The organism is Pseudarthrobacter sp. LT1 (genome assembly GCF_035621795.1).
In the GTDB taxonomy this organism is placed as follows: Bacteria; Actinomycetota; Actinomycetes; order Actinomycetales; family Micrococcaceae; genus Arthrobacter.
In genome coordinates, this window is the sequence record NZ_CP141830.1 from 1948022 (window position 1) to 1963840 (window position 15819).

Sequence of the window (15819 nt, forward strand, 5' to 3'; positions counted from 1 at the left end):
TGGATCCCCCAATCCGTCGTGTTCCGGCCAGCCTAACCCGTGCTTGCCCTACGGGACACGCGCGCCGTCGTCCGCAAGACTGTCAGCCCCCGGAGCATGATGGAGCTATGACGGCTCCAACGGTAGAGGCCGCGATCCATGAACTGATGATCCGGCCGCCGTCAGTCCTGCTCCACGAACTCCACCTTGTCGATCGCATAGGTAGCGCACAACCCGTCTGCTTCGAAGTACACCTCGTAGCAGCGGAGCATGCCGGTGTTGCCGTAGTTGATGGTGCCCACCACCTCACCGAGGTCCTCGCGGCCAATCACGCGGACGCCGCTCCATGCAGGCGCTGAATTTCCCCACGACCACGAGCGCCGTGATGCGTCGACCAGTTCACCGAGGCCGTTCACGCAGACGCTTTCGGACATCGGCATCGTGGAGCTTTTCGTCAACGGGAGCAGCGCCACCAACTAGGAAGCTCCGGTTACGGACCCGTGCAGGGCCGGAGCTTCCGCGTTTACCAGAGAGCCAGCTGGCCCTCGCCGGCGGTTCTCCGGCCAGGCTCGGAAACATTCAGCACCCCGATTTTTCTCGGGCTGGATCTGCGCAGTTTGTAGCAGTCCGGACAGCCTGTGGGGTGGTCTTTTCTGGTCCGATTGCCGACCCCAGTCTGCCACTCGTGCCCCTCGTGGCAGCGCCACCACACCGACGTGTTCGAATGATGCTTCACGCCTTCCGGCAGCAAGTCACCGTTCTTCGTCGGGTGCCACTGCGCAGCCACCTCAGGGAATAGATCGGCAAGGGACTGCCCCGGTGTGGGCACGGACTGTTTCGCGCTGCGACGGGACCATCCGCAGGTGGGACAGCCGACGTTCTTATGTTTCATCCGGGTATGGATGGCGGTTTCCCATTCGCTCCCGCACAGCGAGCATTGCCACCAAACGCGCTGCTTGGATCCGGGATTCACGTCAGCCGGGAGTTGTGGGTGGTTCTTGGATGGGTGCCACTCGCCTGCGATTTCCGGATGCAGGTCGGCCAGCGACCGGCCTGGCCTGGGTAGCGAGCTGCGGCTGCGTGCGCAGTCAGGACAGCCCACAGAATGCACCCGGGTGCGCCCGTTGATGTTCGCTTCCCAATCCTTCCCACACAGCGAGCAGCGCCACCATGCTTTGGAGTTGCGGCCGTTGGCCACGTTCCAGGCAGTGAGGCCATTGTTCAGTTCCGGGTGCCATTCGGCAGCGGTCTCGGGGCTTTTTTCTGCAAGCGACTGACCCGGCATAAGCGGCCGCGGAAGGCCGGAAGAAGTCGGGCGAGGACGGTTGACGCGGCCATCGGTAAGAGCTATCTGGGCTTCATTGGAGGCCTGCGCGACACCTTCAGCTCGGTAAGTACGGACCCGCTCACGGAGGTCTTCAAGGTGTTCGTGAGCGGGATGGCTCGCCGACGCAGCTTCGGCGGCTGCAAGGATCCGGTCTAGCACCTGAACAGTCATATTGAACGTGTCAGGGTCTTTCGCTTCACCGGCGACGTCCCAGGGACCCACCATCGCCAGTGGGGCCTGGCGGACGCGTACGACAAGCCAACCCTTCGAAATCAGGTCCTGTGTTTTCCTGGCGTCTCGCTCCAGCCCCTTGGCGTGCCAGAAGCTGCCGTCGTATTCGACAATGATCCGCAGCCCGGTGCAAAGCACGTCGACGTGCCAGGCACCGGTCGACGTGCGCACTTCAGTGTCACCCACGACAGGTGAGGGCAGTACGTGGTCCAGTTCGTACTGCAGGGCGATCTCGGGAAGTGAACGGCGCCATCCTGACCAGCACTGCGGGCACCCTGTACCCAGCCCGCGCCGGGAGTGGACGGTGGTTTGCCAAGAGTGCCCTTGCTCGCATAACCACCAGAACTTGGTCGCACGACCAGTGGTGACCTCCGAAGGCTTGGTCGGGTAGTTTTTCTCGTAGTCCCATTCGGTTGCCAAATCAGGGGAGATCGAGGCCAAATCGTTGCCGTACCCAACCCTGTGACCTGAGCAGAACGGGCACCCGGTACCATTCCCAGTCCGGTTTGAAGGCATGCTGTCGTAGTCGTGCCCGGCCGGGCACCGCCACCACACCTTCATTGAAGACCGCGGCATGACACGCTCTGGAGTCAGTTCGCCATTCAGCGTGGGGTGCCACTCGCCGGCGATTTCCGGAAAACGTACGGCCAGCGTGCTGCAGTGCGGGCATCCAGGGTCATCCCCCCGTGCTCGAGTGAAGGGAGCGCTTTCCCACTCATGGCCCTCTTCACACTGCCACCAGCGCCGGATATTGGACATGGCTGCGACGTCCTCCGGGCGCAGGCCGCCATTCTTCGAAGGATGCCACGTTCCAGCCACCGACGGAGCGACCTCGGAAAGTGACCGTCCCGGCCGCGGTCGGGAGGACGCCGCCCCTCTCGCCCTCCGGTCGCACTGAGGGCATCCCGTTCCGGAGACGGTGCGGCGGTTGACTGTAGTCTCCCAGGAGTGGTCGCAGGCCGCACACCGCCACCACGCCCTCTCGCCAGATGTAGCGACGACGGCCGGAGGGCGCTCGTTGAGCTCGAGATCCCATTCCGCGGCAACTTGCGGGTAGAGGTTTTCCAAACTGTTGGTGATCGAAAGCTCGCGTCCTGCACAGAACGGGCATCCCCCATTGTCGGATTTGAAGACGGTGTCTGGGCGGGTTTCGTAAGCGTGGTCGGGACCGGCCGGGCACCGCCACCGGCGGGGCTTGATGGAACGGGCCGCCACCTCCTCGGCAGGCAGATCGTTGTCCGGATCGTAGCGCGCTGCCATGTGCGGTACGTCTGCGACTGCTACCTGAGGCTTCCGGCCCCATGATGTCCCAGGCAGACCCTCGGCGTTCTTCGAACTGGCGCACCGCGGACACCCGGATCCTTCTTGGACGCGGCGTCCGATCCGGGACGTCCACTGGTGGCTGCATTCGGCGCAGCTCCACCACACCGTCTTCGAAGACGTCGCAACTACGGCCGGAGGTCCGCCGTTGAGGTCCGTAGCCCATTCGGCGGCGATATGGGGGTGGAGCACATCCAGGCGGTTCGTAACCGACAGTTCACGACCAGCGCAGAAGGGGCAGCCGCTATGAGGGGAGCTGAACACTACCGTGGCCTTCGCCTCGTAGACGTGATCAGCGCCGGCGGGACACCGCCAGTGGCAGACTCTGGCTGACCGTGTCCCCACCACTCCTGCTGGCACCTCGTTGGAGTCCTCGTAGCGCTCCAGCATTCGAGGAACGTCAGCGACGGAGACCTCCGGTGGTCGGCCGACCCGCTGCATTTTCGTAGCCGCCGGCCGAGGAGTAGCTGCTGCCGTCATGTGGGGTCCTCACATCTACGTGAATGTTCTCAGCCTCAATCTGACGCCAGAATATGCCGGGGCTGAAGGAAATACTCGCAAGCCACGCCCTGTAAGCTTCGTCCGGTGCTCAGGCAGCGCCGTGAGTCCCTTCGGGAACGAGGTGGGTGGGGGAGCAGGTAGCGATGGTTACTGAGGACCAGAGGCCGGCCATCAAGGACATTGCCGACAGCTTGGCTGGGAATCAGGTGTGGCAATACGAGGATTCAGGAACCGTACCAGTCTTTGTCGTGAAGGCCGGGTCGGACAGTCTCTCGGTGGCATCTGGAACGCTTGATTGAGCGAATCCAGCGTGTTCTCGGGTTTGAGCAGGAGTTCGTTATCGAAGGTACCGAAGACACAACTCGCGATACCTGGGTGAGAATGGTTCCGCTCTAACGTCACGTCCGCGCCGAAGACTCTTGCCAAGTACACGTCATAGTTGCACCACCCCCGATGTGGTCACCAATAGTTGTACCTGTCTTCGTACTCCAGCCAGTTGGTAGCTACCGCCGTTCACTTCGCTATGGCTATCGGCGCTGACAGAAGGTCCTTTCTGCCTGGTAAAAAGCCGACCCGACCTTGTTCAGCTGGTCTCCTCTGCCGTTCCCGGGCATTCGCAGGAGTGGAACGACGATTCCGACAAGAGCGCGCCCTCTTGATCTGAGTTCCTCAGGTCGGTAACAGGACATCGCAACCCGGCTGATAGCTCCTGCATTCTCATTTCAATCTGCTCCACCTGTGCGCTGAACGACCCTGCGAGCGGGCTGACCAAGCCGGCGTCGCACAGGAGCATGATTTGTCGACGAACGGTCGACTGCGACAGTCCCAGGGCAAGAGAGGCATCCCCGCAAGACGCTGGGCCATGTGCGATCAGGAAGCGAAGTAGTCGGCTTCGCGTCCGGTTCATCAAGATGTCCTCAACCAAGGAGACCACCACCGAATGACGTTGGGGGAGGGCTGAACCGTTTGTAGACGGGTCTACAGGAGAACGATACGCTCATCCATAACGGGATGGAAGCGTCCCGCAAGGGTTATTGCAGGCGCCGTTTAGCAGCGGAATACTGGGCACCAGGGTTGGCGTGAACCATTGCACCAGAAGGGAGGCGAGTCTTGTCTTCTGATGAAGCGGCATTCAGTGGTGTGTCTCCGCAGGCTGAGTTGGCGCGACGCCTGAACCTTTTGCTTGATGTTGTGGTTGCCGAGCGAGGTCGGCCCGTTACGTTTCGTGAGGTCCAGCAGAACCTGCAGAGCAGGGGGATCAAGCTTTCCAGAGCCCGCTGGTTCTACATGAAGGACGGCACCGGAAGACTTGTCAGTGACCCGGCATTGCTTGGCGCTCTTTGTGAAATCTTCAATGTGGACCCGGGGTATCTGCAGGGTGGCGAGGCCGCTGACCTGCCCGAGCGCATTGATTCACAGCTTGAGTTTGTTAAGTCTCTGCGCGCTGCCCGCGTGAAGACCTTTGCTGCCAGAACTCTTGGTGACGTGTCCCCGGAGACGCTTCGTGCCATCACAGAGTATTTGAACAGGGACATCAACCGGCGGCCGGAAGGTGAGCAAGCAGCGGCGAGTTCGTCGTCGGATGCGGGTGAAGCAGGGGAGTAGGTCGAATAGGCGCTACCGCCGTAGCAATGTTGCCACTACTTCTCGAGCAGGTAGCTCAGGTGCGCGTCGAGCAGTTCCTTTATTCGGCCTGCATTGGCAGAGTACCGGGGCGAACGTCCGTGCCGGCGCCCAGGTTCGACGTCGACTATCACCACGCCCGCGTCCTCCAGGGCCGTGAGGTGCTTAGCTACGCTCGGTTCGCCGGCGCTTACGGCGGCAACGATGTCGCCGCGCGTAGCCGGTCCATTCGCCGTAAGGAATCGGAGAATCTCGTTCCGCGACCGGTTGCCAAAGGTAGCGACGGCAGCCTCAACGTCGGCCGACCAGGCGGCGTCGTGTGGCTGGGTAATCCGCGGCATATCGACATTCTTCCCGAAGGTTGACCAAAAAGTAAGAACGGCACCCTTGACGATACTTTAAGTATCTTCGACAATAACTTCTATAACTTCTACTGGTCGTTGCTGGATCTGCGCATCCACATCCGCGAGTTGCTCTACCCGCGACTCTGCTTACTACTCGATCTGAACAAAAGCGGTGAAGTCGTGGAACTCGACGCCAAACCAAATAAACCCGCCAAGGCACCAGCTAAGACCATCACTGTCGACGTCTCATTGCTAAACCCTCCTGCGGCAGGGGAGTGCAATATCCCGATCGACCGCATCATGAGCGCGGCCAACAGTGTTCAGGGTTACGTGGTTTCCCGTCTGACGCGGATTGGGCGTACCTGCGATGTGGACGACCTCATGCAGGACATTCGGGTCGCGGTATGGGACGGCGTGACGAAGGGGCGCTACCGGGAGTTGCCGGGCATTCCGTTCGAAGCCTGGGTCCAAGGTGTCTGCAACAAAATCTGCGCGGCACACGTCCGGCGCGAACTCAGTCATCAGACTTTGCCGCTGCTCATGGATTTCACGACGGCAGAAGCATCGACTGAAGTTCTTGCTGTCGTCAGCGCAGGGTTGGGTTGGGACAGCACCGAGAAATATGTCGATCACGCGTGGGCGCAGGCCATGCTCGGCCTGGTGCAGAGAAACGTCAAGGAGGACACATGGCAACTCGCTGTCTCAAGCCTGGTTGGGCCAAGACACTGCGGGCCCCCATCGCCAAGGGACAGGCGACGCTGGCATGCCGTTACTGTCGTGAGGCAGACCGCAATGACGATCAATGCAGCACTCAATTGCCACCCCGAGCCGGGGCTAACCATGGAAGGTCTTTGCCGGTGCGCTGCCAACTGCCTTCCCACAGACGTTTTGAGAAAAGTGGCCGAGACAATAGTCCGCCCTGGGCTGCGCGGCCTACCCAGGTCCCTGCAGATGGCCGCCCTGGCGACCGAGCTTGGTGTCACTGAGCGATATATCGCCGTGAACATCGGCTTCGCCCGGCAGCTGTACCGGACAGCTTGGCGCGTGCTCCAGCACGAAGCCAACAGGCAGCCGGGGTAAGTCATGGTGGGCTGGGGGACGGCAAGCAGGGGACTGCGCGCACTCCATGCGGTGAGCCGTCAGCGCTCGATCGTTGCCGGACTGTTCGTTGTCTTGATAATAAGCGGGTTCGTTTTCCTGTTCTGGCCGATTGATAGGCCGGGCGCGGCATCGGTCCCAAGCCCGGCACCAAGCTCGCCTTTAGCGCCGGCACCTTCCGGGACACCCCCGGCAATGGGTGTGCCTTCTGCTGTTCCTGGCGAAACCGATATGGCCGCACTGAGCTCACCTGTTGATCTTTCGCCAACGCGCGACTTCCGTACGCTCGCTGTAGAGGCAGCAAGGGGAATCTACACGTGGGACAGCCGCTCGTCGTCATACTCGGATGTATATGCACGGGTGCGCTCGTGGTGGGAGTTGCTTCCCGATGGATCCAACCCCTTGTCGGTATTGGTCAAAGAGTTCGAGGCCACTGGTGTGACTCCCACTTCCTTTGCGAGCCTTGGACAACAGTCGGCGCGCCGGAGCGCCAAAGCCCAATCTGTTCGCTGCGATCTCGAGCTAGCCAAAGTTCAGGAATTCCCACCGCCCTGGGCAGGCCTTCACGTGTGCACTGTGATCGTGCAAGTGCTCGATGAGACCAGCAGGGACCGAAACACTTATTCCGCACCTATAACGGTGATGCTGAACTGCCCGCCCGCGGCTACAGCTCCGGCTGACCGCTGCGCCATGGTTGCCTTCTATGCGACCGCGGACCGGATCGTCTACTGATGGTCGGTCCTATGGCCGTGGCCGGTCTGGTTAGAAGGCGGGCACTGCTGAAAGGTGTCGCTGCCGCTGTGACTGTCCTCGTGCTTCCCGGCCTGATGGCGTTCGTCGCGGGTGTGGCTCTACTTGCCGGTCTGAGAGGCGAGCCAACTGTGGCTTGTGCTCCGGCTGATGCTGCATCTATCAGCACAGGTACCGGGACTGGCGATGGCCTGGAGGTCCGCGATGGTAGCCAGGTGCTATACGAGCTGAACTCGCGACAGGAAAGCGTGGCTCGCGCGTACATTGGGGTCGGAAAACAGCTTGGTGTACCCCGTTCGGGACAGATCATTGCCATCATGATGGCGATGCAGGAGTCGAGTTTGCGCGTTCTCGCAAATCCCAGGGTTCCGGCTTCCATGGGTTTTCCAAATGATGGCGTTGGGAGCGACCAAGACTCGATAGGCTCGGCTCAACAACGTCCCACGGCGGGGTGGGGGAGCGTTGAGCAGCTTATGGACGTTTTCTACAACGCCCGCGCCTTCTACGGCGGCCCTTTGGGTCCCAACCGAGGAAGTCCTCGAGGGCTGCTCGACGTACCGGGGTGGCAGGCGATGGACAAAGACTTGGCTGCTCAGGCAGTCCAGGTATCTGCTTTTCCCGAGCTTTACGCGCATTGGGAGCGTGCAGCGACAGCAGTAGTTGCTGCGTTGGAACCGGACACGTCGCCAGCTCCTTGCTCATCTTCGCCGCCCAAAGTGGGGCCTGCGGCCTCTTGGAAAAACCTGAGTCAGCTCCGCCAGGACATTCTGCGGTTCACGCAGCAAGGTCTAGGTGGACGGTATGTGTGGGGTGGCACTGCATTCAAAGCCTGGGACTGTTCCGGCTACGTGCAATGGATCTATCGGCAGGCTGGAATCGAACTGCCGCGGGTGGAGCAGTGGCGTGTTGGGGTTCGGACCGACGACCCGCAGCCGGGGGACCTGGTGGTTCAGAATCCCCAAGGACCGGATAACTGGGGGCACGTTGGCATCTACGCGGGCAACGGCATGATGTGGAGCGCTTTGAACCCGGCCGTGGGTACATTACTGCATCCAATTAGCTGGAATTCCGGCACCGTCTACTTTGATCTGCTTCCGCGCTGAGGGCTCTGTCGCGCGCTGTGGGCATCTCGGCCATGGCGCGTCAGCGCATAAGCGACGTCCTGTTGGGAGACCCACCTCCCCGCGGTGAGTGGGGACAACTATATATAAAATATGGTGGGTGGATGGACCCAAAGAATCTCCTCGTTCCAGCGACACCCGCACCAATTTCATGGCGAAAGCATGGACAGGCGCAGACCACAAATACATGATCGAGGCGTACCTCAGCGATGCGGATGGTCTTGCAAGCCGGCTCGAACATGATCTGCGATTCCGGTTGGATGACCGTGGGTTCCTGGTTGCCGCAGAGTTGATGGCACGCCAGAGCAGACTTCGTGCGGGGCCCTTTGGTGATATGAAGACAACGGTCGTCAGTGACTACGAAGTACGGGATGCCACTACTGAATCTGAGGTGGAAACCTTCAACCGGATGTTCTTCGCTCTTGCCCTGATGAACTGCCGCAATGTCGGTTTGCGGGAACGCCGGGCGGCTGGTGCTGGCCCGACAGGGGACGTCTTCCACGAGGTCGTGAGTGACGGCAGTGGAAGAGGGGCGCGTGGAGCAAGCGGGGAGACCGCGGGCAAGTTCGTCCGGCCGACGACACCTGGCACGGGGTCACTTCAAAACTTTTACCGAAGACGCACCGTTGCTCGGAAAGCATGTGGGCACGTATTGGTGGGGTTGGCAGGTACGTGGCCGGGAAGGCCGGGCACTATTGAGAAAACCTACACCTTGAAGACAGGTCGCCGCTGAGGGGGAGGCGCCAGCGACCTAGCCCGCCGATGAGCGGCTGCCTTGGATGTACGTGCTGGACCCGGGCAGCCACATCAGCACAGCACCGGCGACAGTGAGGATCAGACCCACGATGATCAGGACATCGTTCAGGGCAGCGAGACCTGCAAGGGACAGGACCGCCACAACAGTCAGGATGTACCGGGCCCAGCGTCCGCCCCGCAGAAGCCTCAGCGCAGCCCAGCATTCCAGGGCGGTCAATATGTGGAGTAGTCCGATGCTGAAGGCGTCCAAAGAGAAGTTCGACGGCTGCACGAAAGACATGATGGCCGGAAGGACGCCTGATACCACCGCACTTGCCAGCCAGTAGTAGGCCGATGCACGAAGGACCGGAGGCGTGCTGCCTGTTTTCCTGTCGTCGACGCGGTAATCCATAGTGAAGTCCCCAATCTTCAGTACGCGCGCCAAGATTGGTCACGCGGACTTCAAAAAATACAGGCGCTCAATCGAGCAGATTGACTGTGAACCGCATGCCGTAGCCGAGGAGACGCTCCGAGGCCAGGTCGATAAGTTTCTGAGCCTCGGCAGAGGGAGGGGCCGCGCAATCCAGTTGGATGCACACTGGATGTCCGGCGATCTCCGGGTACGCGCGCAGCAGGCCCTCGTCGAGGACGAACATGGCGTAGTTGTTGATCTTCTCACTCAGCTGTGCGAGTTGCTCGGGGGCCTCCGACCACTGACGCTCTTCAACCATGATGAGCTTGTACTCGTTGCTTGAGGAGTCATATGTCACGAGATCGATCACATTCGGTTCATGGACTCCGGCCACGTCAGAGCTCCTGTCGGGTGTAAGCGGGAATAGTGATAACGCAATCGCTCTAAACCCCAAGGGCATCGACCGGCCACTCGAATCCTGCTGCCGAGACTGCAGAGCCCACTGGATCACGCCCGAGGTATGACAGGGCCCGGAACAACCTGCTGAAGTCAGCCGGCTACGACGTCCCGCGGGCGCTGGCGTAGGGGTTAGTTTTTACGCCTATATAGGTGTAAAAAACACGGGAGCCGACAGCGGAACGTATAGCCTGTCCCTGCACGAATAATTCCTTGGGGGACTCTTGAAACGTATTCCGGCCGCACCCCTGCCTGCACTCCTTGCTGCACTTGTATTGAGCGGATGCGGGGGCTCACCGGACGCCGCGCCCAGCGCGGCGGGTCCTTCAACAACTGCATCATCATCTTCAAGCAGCACAGCCACCCCGACTCCAACCCGGACGCCCACACCGACACCGACGCCCACGCCTGTCGGCTTGAAGTATTCATTGTCGTGCTCGGTGAATTCCACTTCCCGGACCACGATTACTGACTACAAGGCAGCCTGGGCCAGCCCATTTGATCTCTGCACCGTTAACTCCGCCACGGGAACCCAGAGCGCTGCGGAGAAAGCAGCCGGCGCCGCTTCAGGGGGAACGTCGCCAGATACCGCCAAGTATCTTTACGCCTTATGCGCCACCACTGCCGGACACTACTTCGAGGGCGAGGTCAGTGCGCCGCAAGCCAAGGAAATTGCGGCAGCTTTGACCCTCTGCCCGGACCATCCCAAGCGGTCTCTCCTGGAGGCGAGCGCGGCCGCCGGCGGTGCACTGGATGCAGATCGTGCCAACGGCAAGCTCGTCTACACCGGCAAGTACCTGGTCGGCAAAGATGTCGTCCCGGGTACGTGGCAGTCCCAGGGTGAAAAGGTGGAGAACTGCTACTGGGAAATCTCAGACACCCAAGGCAACATCATGGCCAACAACTTCATCAGTGTTGCTCCGCAATTCACGATCACCATTCCCGCCAGCGCCGCAGGCTTCACGGTTGAGGGCTGCGGTTTCCGCTGGATTAGTGGCTGACTATTCGGGGGTCGAGGGGGGGACCACAGCGGCATTAGGGAATTCTGTATGGGTCCGGTACGTTGCAGTCGCCGACAAACCCATCAACAGAGAAGAGATGCACCTTCGTGGCAACCGATTACGACGAACTGCGCACCGACGTCAAGGAGTCCCAGGAGAAATCGCTGGAGGCTTTGAAGACAGCCAAAGCGCCTGATGCCAAGTCAGTAGTTCAGGAGCTCGACGAGGCTGACACTTCGGACGGACTGACCCCGGGCGGGGAGTTCATCGCCGAAGAACTCATCGTGGAGGTCGTTCCCCAGGCCGACGATGAGTTCACCTGTTACTCCTGCTTCCTGGTCCGGCACCGTTCGCAGAAGGCCCGCGAGAAGGACGGCCATGCCTACTGCGTCGAATGTGAGGGCTGAGAAGTTCTAGCCGGCTGTCCCGGAGCATATCTGGGACAGCATCCGCGACGGATTCACCCTGCCAATTGCTGCAGACTTGGAGGCACACTTCCAGACGCTGGGTGAACCCGCGGCCATGCAGCGGGCCGTCGGTGTGTTCATCGGTGAGAGGGCCTTTTGCCCAAGCTTCCAGCTCAAGGACGGGATCTTTCACGAGCCCGTGTTGGATCTCTTCCAGCACGCCATGACTTTGAAGGTCCCCCACAATGTCTTCGGCGCATGGATGGTCAGTGCATTGCCGGGCCAGCCTGGTTCCCGGCCGGTGGATCAGCTGGGCAACGTGCCGCAGCTCCGGGACGCCCTGGGCGCGCTCGCTGACAGGTACCGTCCAGTCGAATAGCGCCGCTCGTGCTGCTCCAGGTTGCCACCGCAGCACAAAAGAGGAGGGGCACAAGCTGTGCCCCTCCCGGTGTAGCGTCCTACTGCGGCTCAATTCTCTCGAGAGCGTCAGTTCAGTAGATTCGCTTGATGCACTTCCATCCCATCGCGTTGTTGGCGACAAGGCCTGCGTATGATCCCGGATAGGTCGCCTTGCACCAACCGTTGATGTCGAGTCCCCCTGCCCATGTGATCCCAAGCGGGAAGGAGAGGTCGTAGCAGTACCAGCTGTAGGGGTTCCAGTAATTGGTGAAGGAAGCGCCCCAGTGCCCCTGACGCCGACACACCTGATACTGGTACACGGGATAGTAATACGTCAGCGATCCCGCGGTGGGAACAGCGGCGGGCGCAGCCGCACTGGTAGGCGCAATCACGGATGAGGACGCTGCGGACACCGCAGCGGGGGAGCTGCTGGCAGATGCTGGTGCAACGGCCAATCCCGCAGCTGACAGTACAAGGACTGCCACAAGGGCGAAACGGCGCAGTATCGTCATGCCCTTCAAAAATGGTTTTACGTTTTGCAGATTCCTCATGCTCATTGTGGCCTCCGGGTCACTGTTTTTGCCTGCAAAGGATGAGCTGGATACGCACTTCTTGTATCCGGGAAAGATGGGAAATCTATCGTTTCGGACCAGCTTTCCTAGAAACAACCGTAATGAGCAGACTCCTGCAACTACAGATCGGGAAGTGCCATTTTTTCTGGCAATTTATTGCCAGAACCTTGCTCTAGTGGGCACCATGGATCATGAAAGACGTGGCGTGGACCGCATTCCAGCAGGCTTTAGCCAGGGAAATGAGCGCAAAGCCGAAGCTGACTTCCGATGCGCTGGCCCGGCGACTGGGGTCGAACTGCTCCGAGGAGCTTGTCAACCGCTGGCGTCGCGGACGGAGCACGCCAGACTTGGCTGAACTCGGCGAGATAGTGAAGCAGGTTAACGCCGACAGGCCCGCAGAGCACCGGACCACTTGGACGCTCTTTTCATTACTGCGGGAGATGGGAGTACTTCCGCCTGAGCCTACGGACGAGGAACTGTTCACCAAAGCCGTCAGACTTCAAAGTCTCCAACAAAAGCTCGACCGTGCTGTTGATGAAAGCACTGAACTGGGCCGGCAAGCGGGCCCATCATCCATCGTGAGGGCGGCAGTTGCCGGCGGCCGCTGGGCCGTCGGGGTGTGGCCCGCATACGAGGGGCCTGATGAAGACACCCTCATCCATGTTGCGGACCGGATAGATTTCCGGCTCCTCGATAACCGTCGCCCTCCTGGGCGACCTTGGGATGACCCGGACATACGTGCTGCACTCAGAGCGACCCATGCTGTGAGATCTGATGGCATTCCCCGGTGGGACGAGGATCTGGAATCCGAAAATCGCTGGTCGATAGTTCATGTGGGGTCACCCCGCCCCTCTACCGTGGAATCCCCGTGGCCGGGACTGGGCGGCCTGTGTTTTCTGGCCCCCTCCATAGAGGGATGGGTCAACGATGTAGCTGCCCTCACATCCTTTGCTATCGGATATGGGCTCACCACGACCAGAGATCTTGCCCTCGACTATCAGGCCAGTCCCGACAAAAGCAGGAGTCAGCCACAAGATCGTTGGTTCTTCCACCGACAGCTGCTCGCGGATCCACCGAAACGTCGAGCCTGGAGCCACTTCGGGCATTTGCTGGATGCCCCTGCCCATCACCTTTGGGTCAATGAGGCTGTGGCGCGCGGCGTCGTCTTCGTCATCATTACTGAAACGGACCGGTGCCTTGAGAAGGCCAAGGACCCTGCGCGTTGGCCCGCGGGTCTCGATGACTTCAGTCAGCTTGAAAAGACTCGGCAGGAACTTGAACTGCTGGCAGATGAGCTAGCCCGCACCGCTCCAGATTCCATCATCCATCTAACAGCAGAGGCCTTCGATACACGCCCCGGGCGATGGCACCAGGCGCTGGAACATTCCCTACTTACGTTGAAGGGCCTGGAGGAGCGCAGGGTCTATTTTCCGCCAGCGGAGCTGAAATGGATTATAGAGCGCACCACCGCACGGAGCCCGGCGATTGGACTGCCGTTGTACAGGTGGCTTAGTGAACGAGGCTGGCCTGGAAGAAGCTAAAATCCGTTGCCGCGTCTCAAGTCCAGAATTTGCCGGATCTCCTCGAAGGCCTCAAACCGTCGCCTGGCCCGGGCTTCCCGGACTGCCGGGTCAGCATCCCTGAGCGCCGTCCTGCCAGGGTATAGGTCTCCACCGCCGCATGCCTCGCAGCGATATTGGGGTGTTTGCGGGCGAACCGCTTCCACGGGGTCTGCGCTTCCCCGCCCTGAAGCAGCACCACTTCAAGCTTCGGCATCACGTTGATCAGCCGGGTTAAGGGGTCCAGGCCCTCTGTAATCTGAGGGCTCCTCAGCCCGCTGGACTGATCGTGGCGGTACCACGGGTAGGCGTTCCAGGGAGTTAGATCAGCAGGGGTCAGCTTTACCGAGGCGAGCAGTTCGCACTGCAATGCAGCAGAGTGGTCGTCATTCTCCACACACAGCATTCCGGAGCCCTTGGTCTCGTGGTCATGGGCCCGGGGTCGCGCAGGATGCTGAGGATCCGGGCTTCCGACCCGCCACGGAGAGGTGCGACGTACGGCACCCATCCTCGGCCGGCCGATGGCTCGGGCTCCCGGAGTGCCTCGACCAGCTGGTTCACGGCGGTGACATGGGGAAGGTGTACGCCGGCGAACTGCGCTGCTTTGAATGCCGGGTCCCTCATCTGTTTGACCGATAGCGTCGTCCAGTTCTGCTTTAGGGACGACTTCCGCGGCTTCCACGAGGTGCAGGTATATTCCCGTGCACCTTTCCGCCACTGGCACTGGAGGATAAGACCATTCAATGTGCGACTCCTTCAGGGCCACGTCCACGCCGGCTGGAAGTTGCAGGGTCAGGCGGACGGTTAGCATCCCCTCATCCGTGCTGTTCGGCCGAAAGCCTAGGCCGGGAAACAACCTAACAGGACGATTACCGCTGTTAGTCCGTACTCAGGCAAACAATTTGCTACATTGCCGTATGGCCAAGGGGAACTCCGCTCTCGACGATCGCGAACTTCGTGCTGCCCAAGCAGTGCGGGCCGTCTATGGCGCCGCAACGTGGCAAATCGTTCCAAAGGATATCGTCAGCGCCCCTCCCGGAACGCACGATTTTGACCTGTACGACGGAACAATGACAGTTGCCGTGGAGGTTTCGACGATTGCTCGGACTGACACGGTCCGCGACAGCGCGGAATGGGACCGCCACTTTCCGGATCTTGCCATCAGGCTTGAAGGCATCACTAAGGGTTGGGTGGTTATGGTCGCCAGTGGAGGAAGCGTTCGCACGACCCGTCAGCAGTTGGGAGTTTGGCTCGCGGATCTTGAGCGGATGCAGATGTTCTCGGCCAGGACGGAGCGTTGGCAAGAGCATGCATTCGATCCTGAACCGTATCGTCCTCCATGGGTCGACACCCTACGGGCGATGCGAGCGGCCGGGGTGATACACGCGGTTGTAGAACCTACTCTCCCTGCGGGTGAGTGCGCGCTTTCTAAAGTTGATGACGGATACGCTTGGGACCCCTCGGACTACGAGTACGTTTCAACGTTTGTGTCCGAGCAGTTAGCGGGCGATCATAAGTCGGATGTGCGAAAACTCGAGCGGGCGATTGCGGATCGCCGTGTGCTATTCCTTTGGCTAGATGCGCAGAGCCACTTCGACATCACGCGGCGATTGGATAATCACGTCCTTGGTGGAAGTGTCCGGAACGCGGGATCTGTCGATGAAGTTTGGATCGGCCGACACTTCAAAGACGGAGCCGTCACTGCGTACCGCTGGTGCCCAGCTAAAGGGTGGTCGACCATAGACCTAGCGAAGTCGGACCTCGTGGATACTTAGCCGGCCGGAGCCAAGCGCTCGCCGTTGGCGGTCTTGGTGTTATTGCTGCGGTCGCGCTTTTGACATTGAGGTCACACGAAGGGATCAAGCATGTCAGCCGGGGTCTTGGAGGACGTCCTTGGCCGACATGCTGCTTATAGCAGTGGTCCTGTAGGCCTGGACCTTAGCGCAAAGTTTGTGCGAAACCTCCGCTACTTGGATAGGGGTCC

The 15819-nt window shown here is 60.5% G+C and carries 18 protein-coding genes and 1 pseudogene; 11 read left to right on the plus strand and 8 right to left on the minus strand.

The features are described from left to right. Window positions 1-161 precede the first annotated feature (161 nt). The 4 genes and pseudogenes from VIK36_RS09155 to VIK36_RS22075 form a co-directional block, all read right to left on the minus strand. On the minus strand, window positions 162-419 hold the full coding sequence (locus tag VIK36_RS09155; protein ID WP_324644853.1) for a hypothetical protein: 258 nt from the start codon (window positions 417-419) through the stop codon (window positions 162-164). Between the two features lie 83 nt (window positions 420-502). Continuing rightward, the gene (locus tag VIK36_RS09160) at window positions 503-1978 is read right to left on the minus strand and encodes a zinc-ribbon domain-containing protein (protein WP_324644854.1); all 1476 of its coding nucleotides are present in this window, start codon (window positions 1976-1978) and stop codon (window positions 503-505) included. Between the two features lie 33 nt (window positions 1979-2011). After that, a pseudogene (locus VIK36_RS22070) lies at window positions 2012-3337 on the minus strand (zinc-ribbon domain-containing protein); the annotation flags it as partial. 604 nt (window positions 3338-3941) lie between these two features. Beyond that, window positions 3942-4265: an ArsR/SmtB family transcription factor gene (locus VIK36_RS22075; RefSeq protein ID WP_420716270.1), complete on the minus strand. Its 324-nt coding sequence runs from the start codon at window positions 4263-4265 to the stop codon at window positions 3942-3944. 203 nt (window positions 4266-4468) lie between these two features. Here VIK36_RS22075 and VIK36_RS09165 point away from each other — a divergent pair, with 203 nt between their 5' ends. After that, window positions 4469-4963: a hypothetical protein gene (locus VIK36_RS09165; protein ID WP_324644855.1), complete on the plus strand. Its 495-nt coding sequence runs from the start codon at window positions 4469-4471 to the stop codon at window positions 4961-4963. 35 nt (window positions 4964-4998) lie between these two features. Here VIK36_RS09165 and VIK36_RS09170 read toward each other — a convergent pair whose 3' ends face one another. Beyond that, window positions 4999-5322, minus strand: a complete 324-nt coding sequence (locus VIK36_RS09170; RefSeq protein WP_324644856.1) for a helix-turn-helix transcriptional regulator — start codon at window positions 5320-5322, stop codon at window positions 4999-5001. Between the two features lie 99 nt (window positions 5323-5421). Here VIK36_RS09170 and VIK36_RS09175 point away from each other — a divergent pair, with 99 nt between their 5' ends. From VIK36_RS09175 to VIK36_RS09190, 4 genes are all read left to right on the plus strand, one after another. After that, the gene (locus VIK36_RS09175) at window positions 5422-6405 is read left to right on the plus strand and encodes a hypothetical protein (RefSeq protein ID WP_324644857.1); all 984 of its coding nucleotides are present in this window, start codon (window positions 5422-5424) and stop codon (window positions 6403-6405) included. A gap of 600 nt (window positions 6406-7005) precedes the next feature. Continuing rightward, on the plus strand, window positions 7006-7155 hold the full coding sequence (locus tag VIK36_RS09180; protein WP_324644859.1) for a hypothetical protein: 150 nt from the start codon (window positions 7006-7008) through the stop codon (window positions 7153-7155). Between the two features lie 68 nt (window positions 7156-7223). After that, complete coding sequence (locus VIK36_RS09185) at window positions 7224-8276, plus strand: C40 family peptidase (RefSeq protein WP_324644860.1); 1053 nt, start codon at window positions 7224-7226, stop codon at window positions 8274-8276. A gap of 118 nt (window positions 8277-8394) precedes the next feature. Then, entirely contained in the window at window positions 8395-9027 is a 633-nt protein-coding gene (locus VIK36_RS09190) for a hypothetical protein (protein WP_324644863.1), read from the plus strand. 18 nt (window positions 9028-9045) lie between these two features. On the opposite strand, the gene VIK36_RS09195 is transcribed toward VIK36_RS09190, so the two are convergent. Both VIK36_RS09195 and VIK36_RS09200 read right to left on the minus strand, forming a co-directional pair. Then, window positions 9046-9441 carry a hypothetical protein gene (locus tag VIK36_RS09195; protein WP_324644865.1) on the minus strand — a complete coding sequence of 132 codons (396 nt, stop codon included), beginning with the start codon at window positions 9439-9441 and terminating at the stop codon, window positions 9046-9048. Between the two features lie 67 nt (window positions 9442-9508). Next, window positions 9509-9835 carry a DUF6572 domain-containing protein gene (locus VIK36_RS09200; RefSeq protein ID WP_324644866.1) on the minus strand — a complete coding sequence of 109 codons (327 nt, stop codon included), beginning with the start codon at window positions 9833-9835 and terminating at the stop codon, window positions 9509-9511. 345 nt (window positions 9836-10180) lie between these two features. On the opposite strand from VIK36_RS09200, the gene VIK36_RS09205 reads away from it, so the two are divergent. The 5 genes from VIK36_RS09205 to VIK36_RS09225 all read left to right on the plus strand — a co-directional run bounded on the left by VIK36_RS09205 (window position 10181) and on the right by VIK36_RS09225 (window position 13817). Beyond that, window positions 10181-10369, plus strand: a complete 189-nt coding sequence (locus VIK36_RS09205) for a hypothetical protein (protein ID WP_324644867.1) — start codon at window positions 10181-10183, stop codon at window positions 10367-10369. Beyond that, window positions 10338-10898: a hypothetical protein gene (locus tag VIK36_RS09210; RefSeq protein WP_324644868.1), complete on the plus strand. Its 561-nt coding sequence runs from the start codon at window positions 10338-10340 to the stop codon at window positions 10896-10898. The genes VIK36_RS09205 and VIK36_RS09210 overlap by 32 nt, the downstream gene beginning before the upstream one ends. 107 nt (window positions 10899-11005) lie before the next feature. Next, the gene (locus VIK36_RS09215; protein ID WP_324644869.1) at window positions 11006-11305 is read left to right on the plus strand and encodes a DUF4193 domain-containing protein; all 300 of its coding nucleotides are present in this window, start codon (window positions 11006-11008) and stop codon (window positions 11303-11305) included. A 76-nt stretch (window positions 11306-11381) separates the two neighbouring features. Continuing rightward, on the plus strand, window positions 11382-11684 hold the full coding sequence (locus tag VIK36_RS09220) for a hypothetical protein (RefSeq protein WP_324644871.1): 303 nt from the start codon (window positions 11382-11384) through the stop codon (window positions 11682-11684). A gap of 783 nt (window positions 11685-12467) precedes the next feature. Continuing rightward, window positions 12468-13817 carry a hypothetical protein gene (locus tag VIK36_RS09225; protein ID WP_324644873.1) on the plus strand — a complete coding sequence of 450 codons (1350 nt, stop codon included), beginning with the start codon at window positions 12468-12470 and terminating at the stop codon, window positions 13815-13817. Between the two features lie 16 nt (window positions 13818-13833). Here VIK36_RS09225 and VIK36_RS09230 read toward each other — a convergent pair whose 3' ends face one another. Next, complete coding sequence (locus VIK36_RS09230) at window positions 13834-14232, minus strand: hypothetical protein (RefSeq protein WP_324644875.1); 399 nt, start codon at window positions 14230-14232, stop codon at window positions 13834-13836. Between the two features lie 520 nt (window positions 14233-14752). Here VIK36_RS09230 and VIK36_RS09235 point away from each other — a divergent pair. Further along, the gene (locus VIK36_RS09235) at window positions 14753-15610 is read left to right on the plus strand and encodes a hypothetical protein (RefSeq protein ID WP_324644877.1); all 858 of its coding nucleotides are present in this window, start codon (window positions 14753-14755) and stop codon (window positions 15608-15610) included. The last annotated feature ends 209 nt before the right edge of the window (window positions 15611-15819 follow it).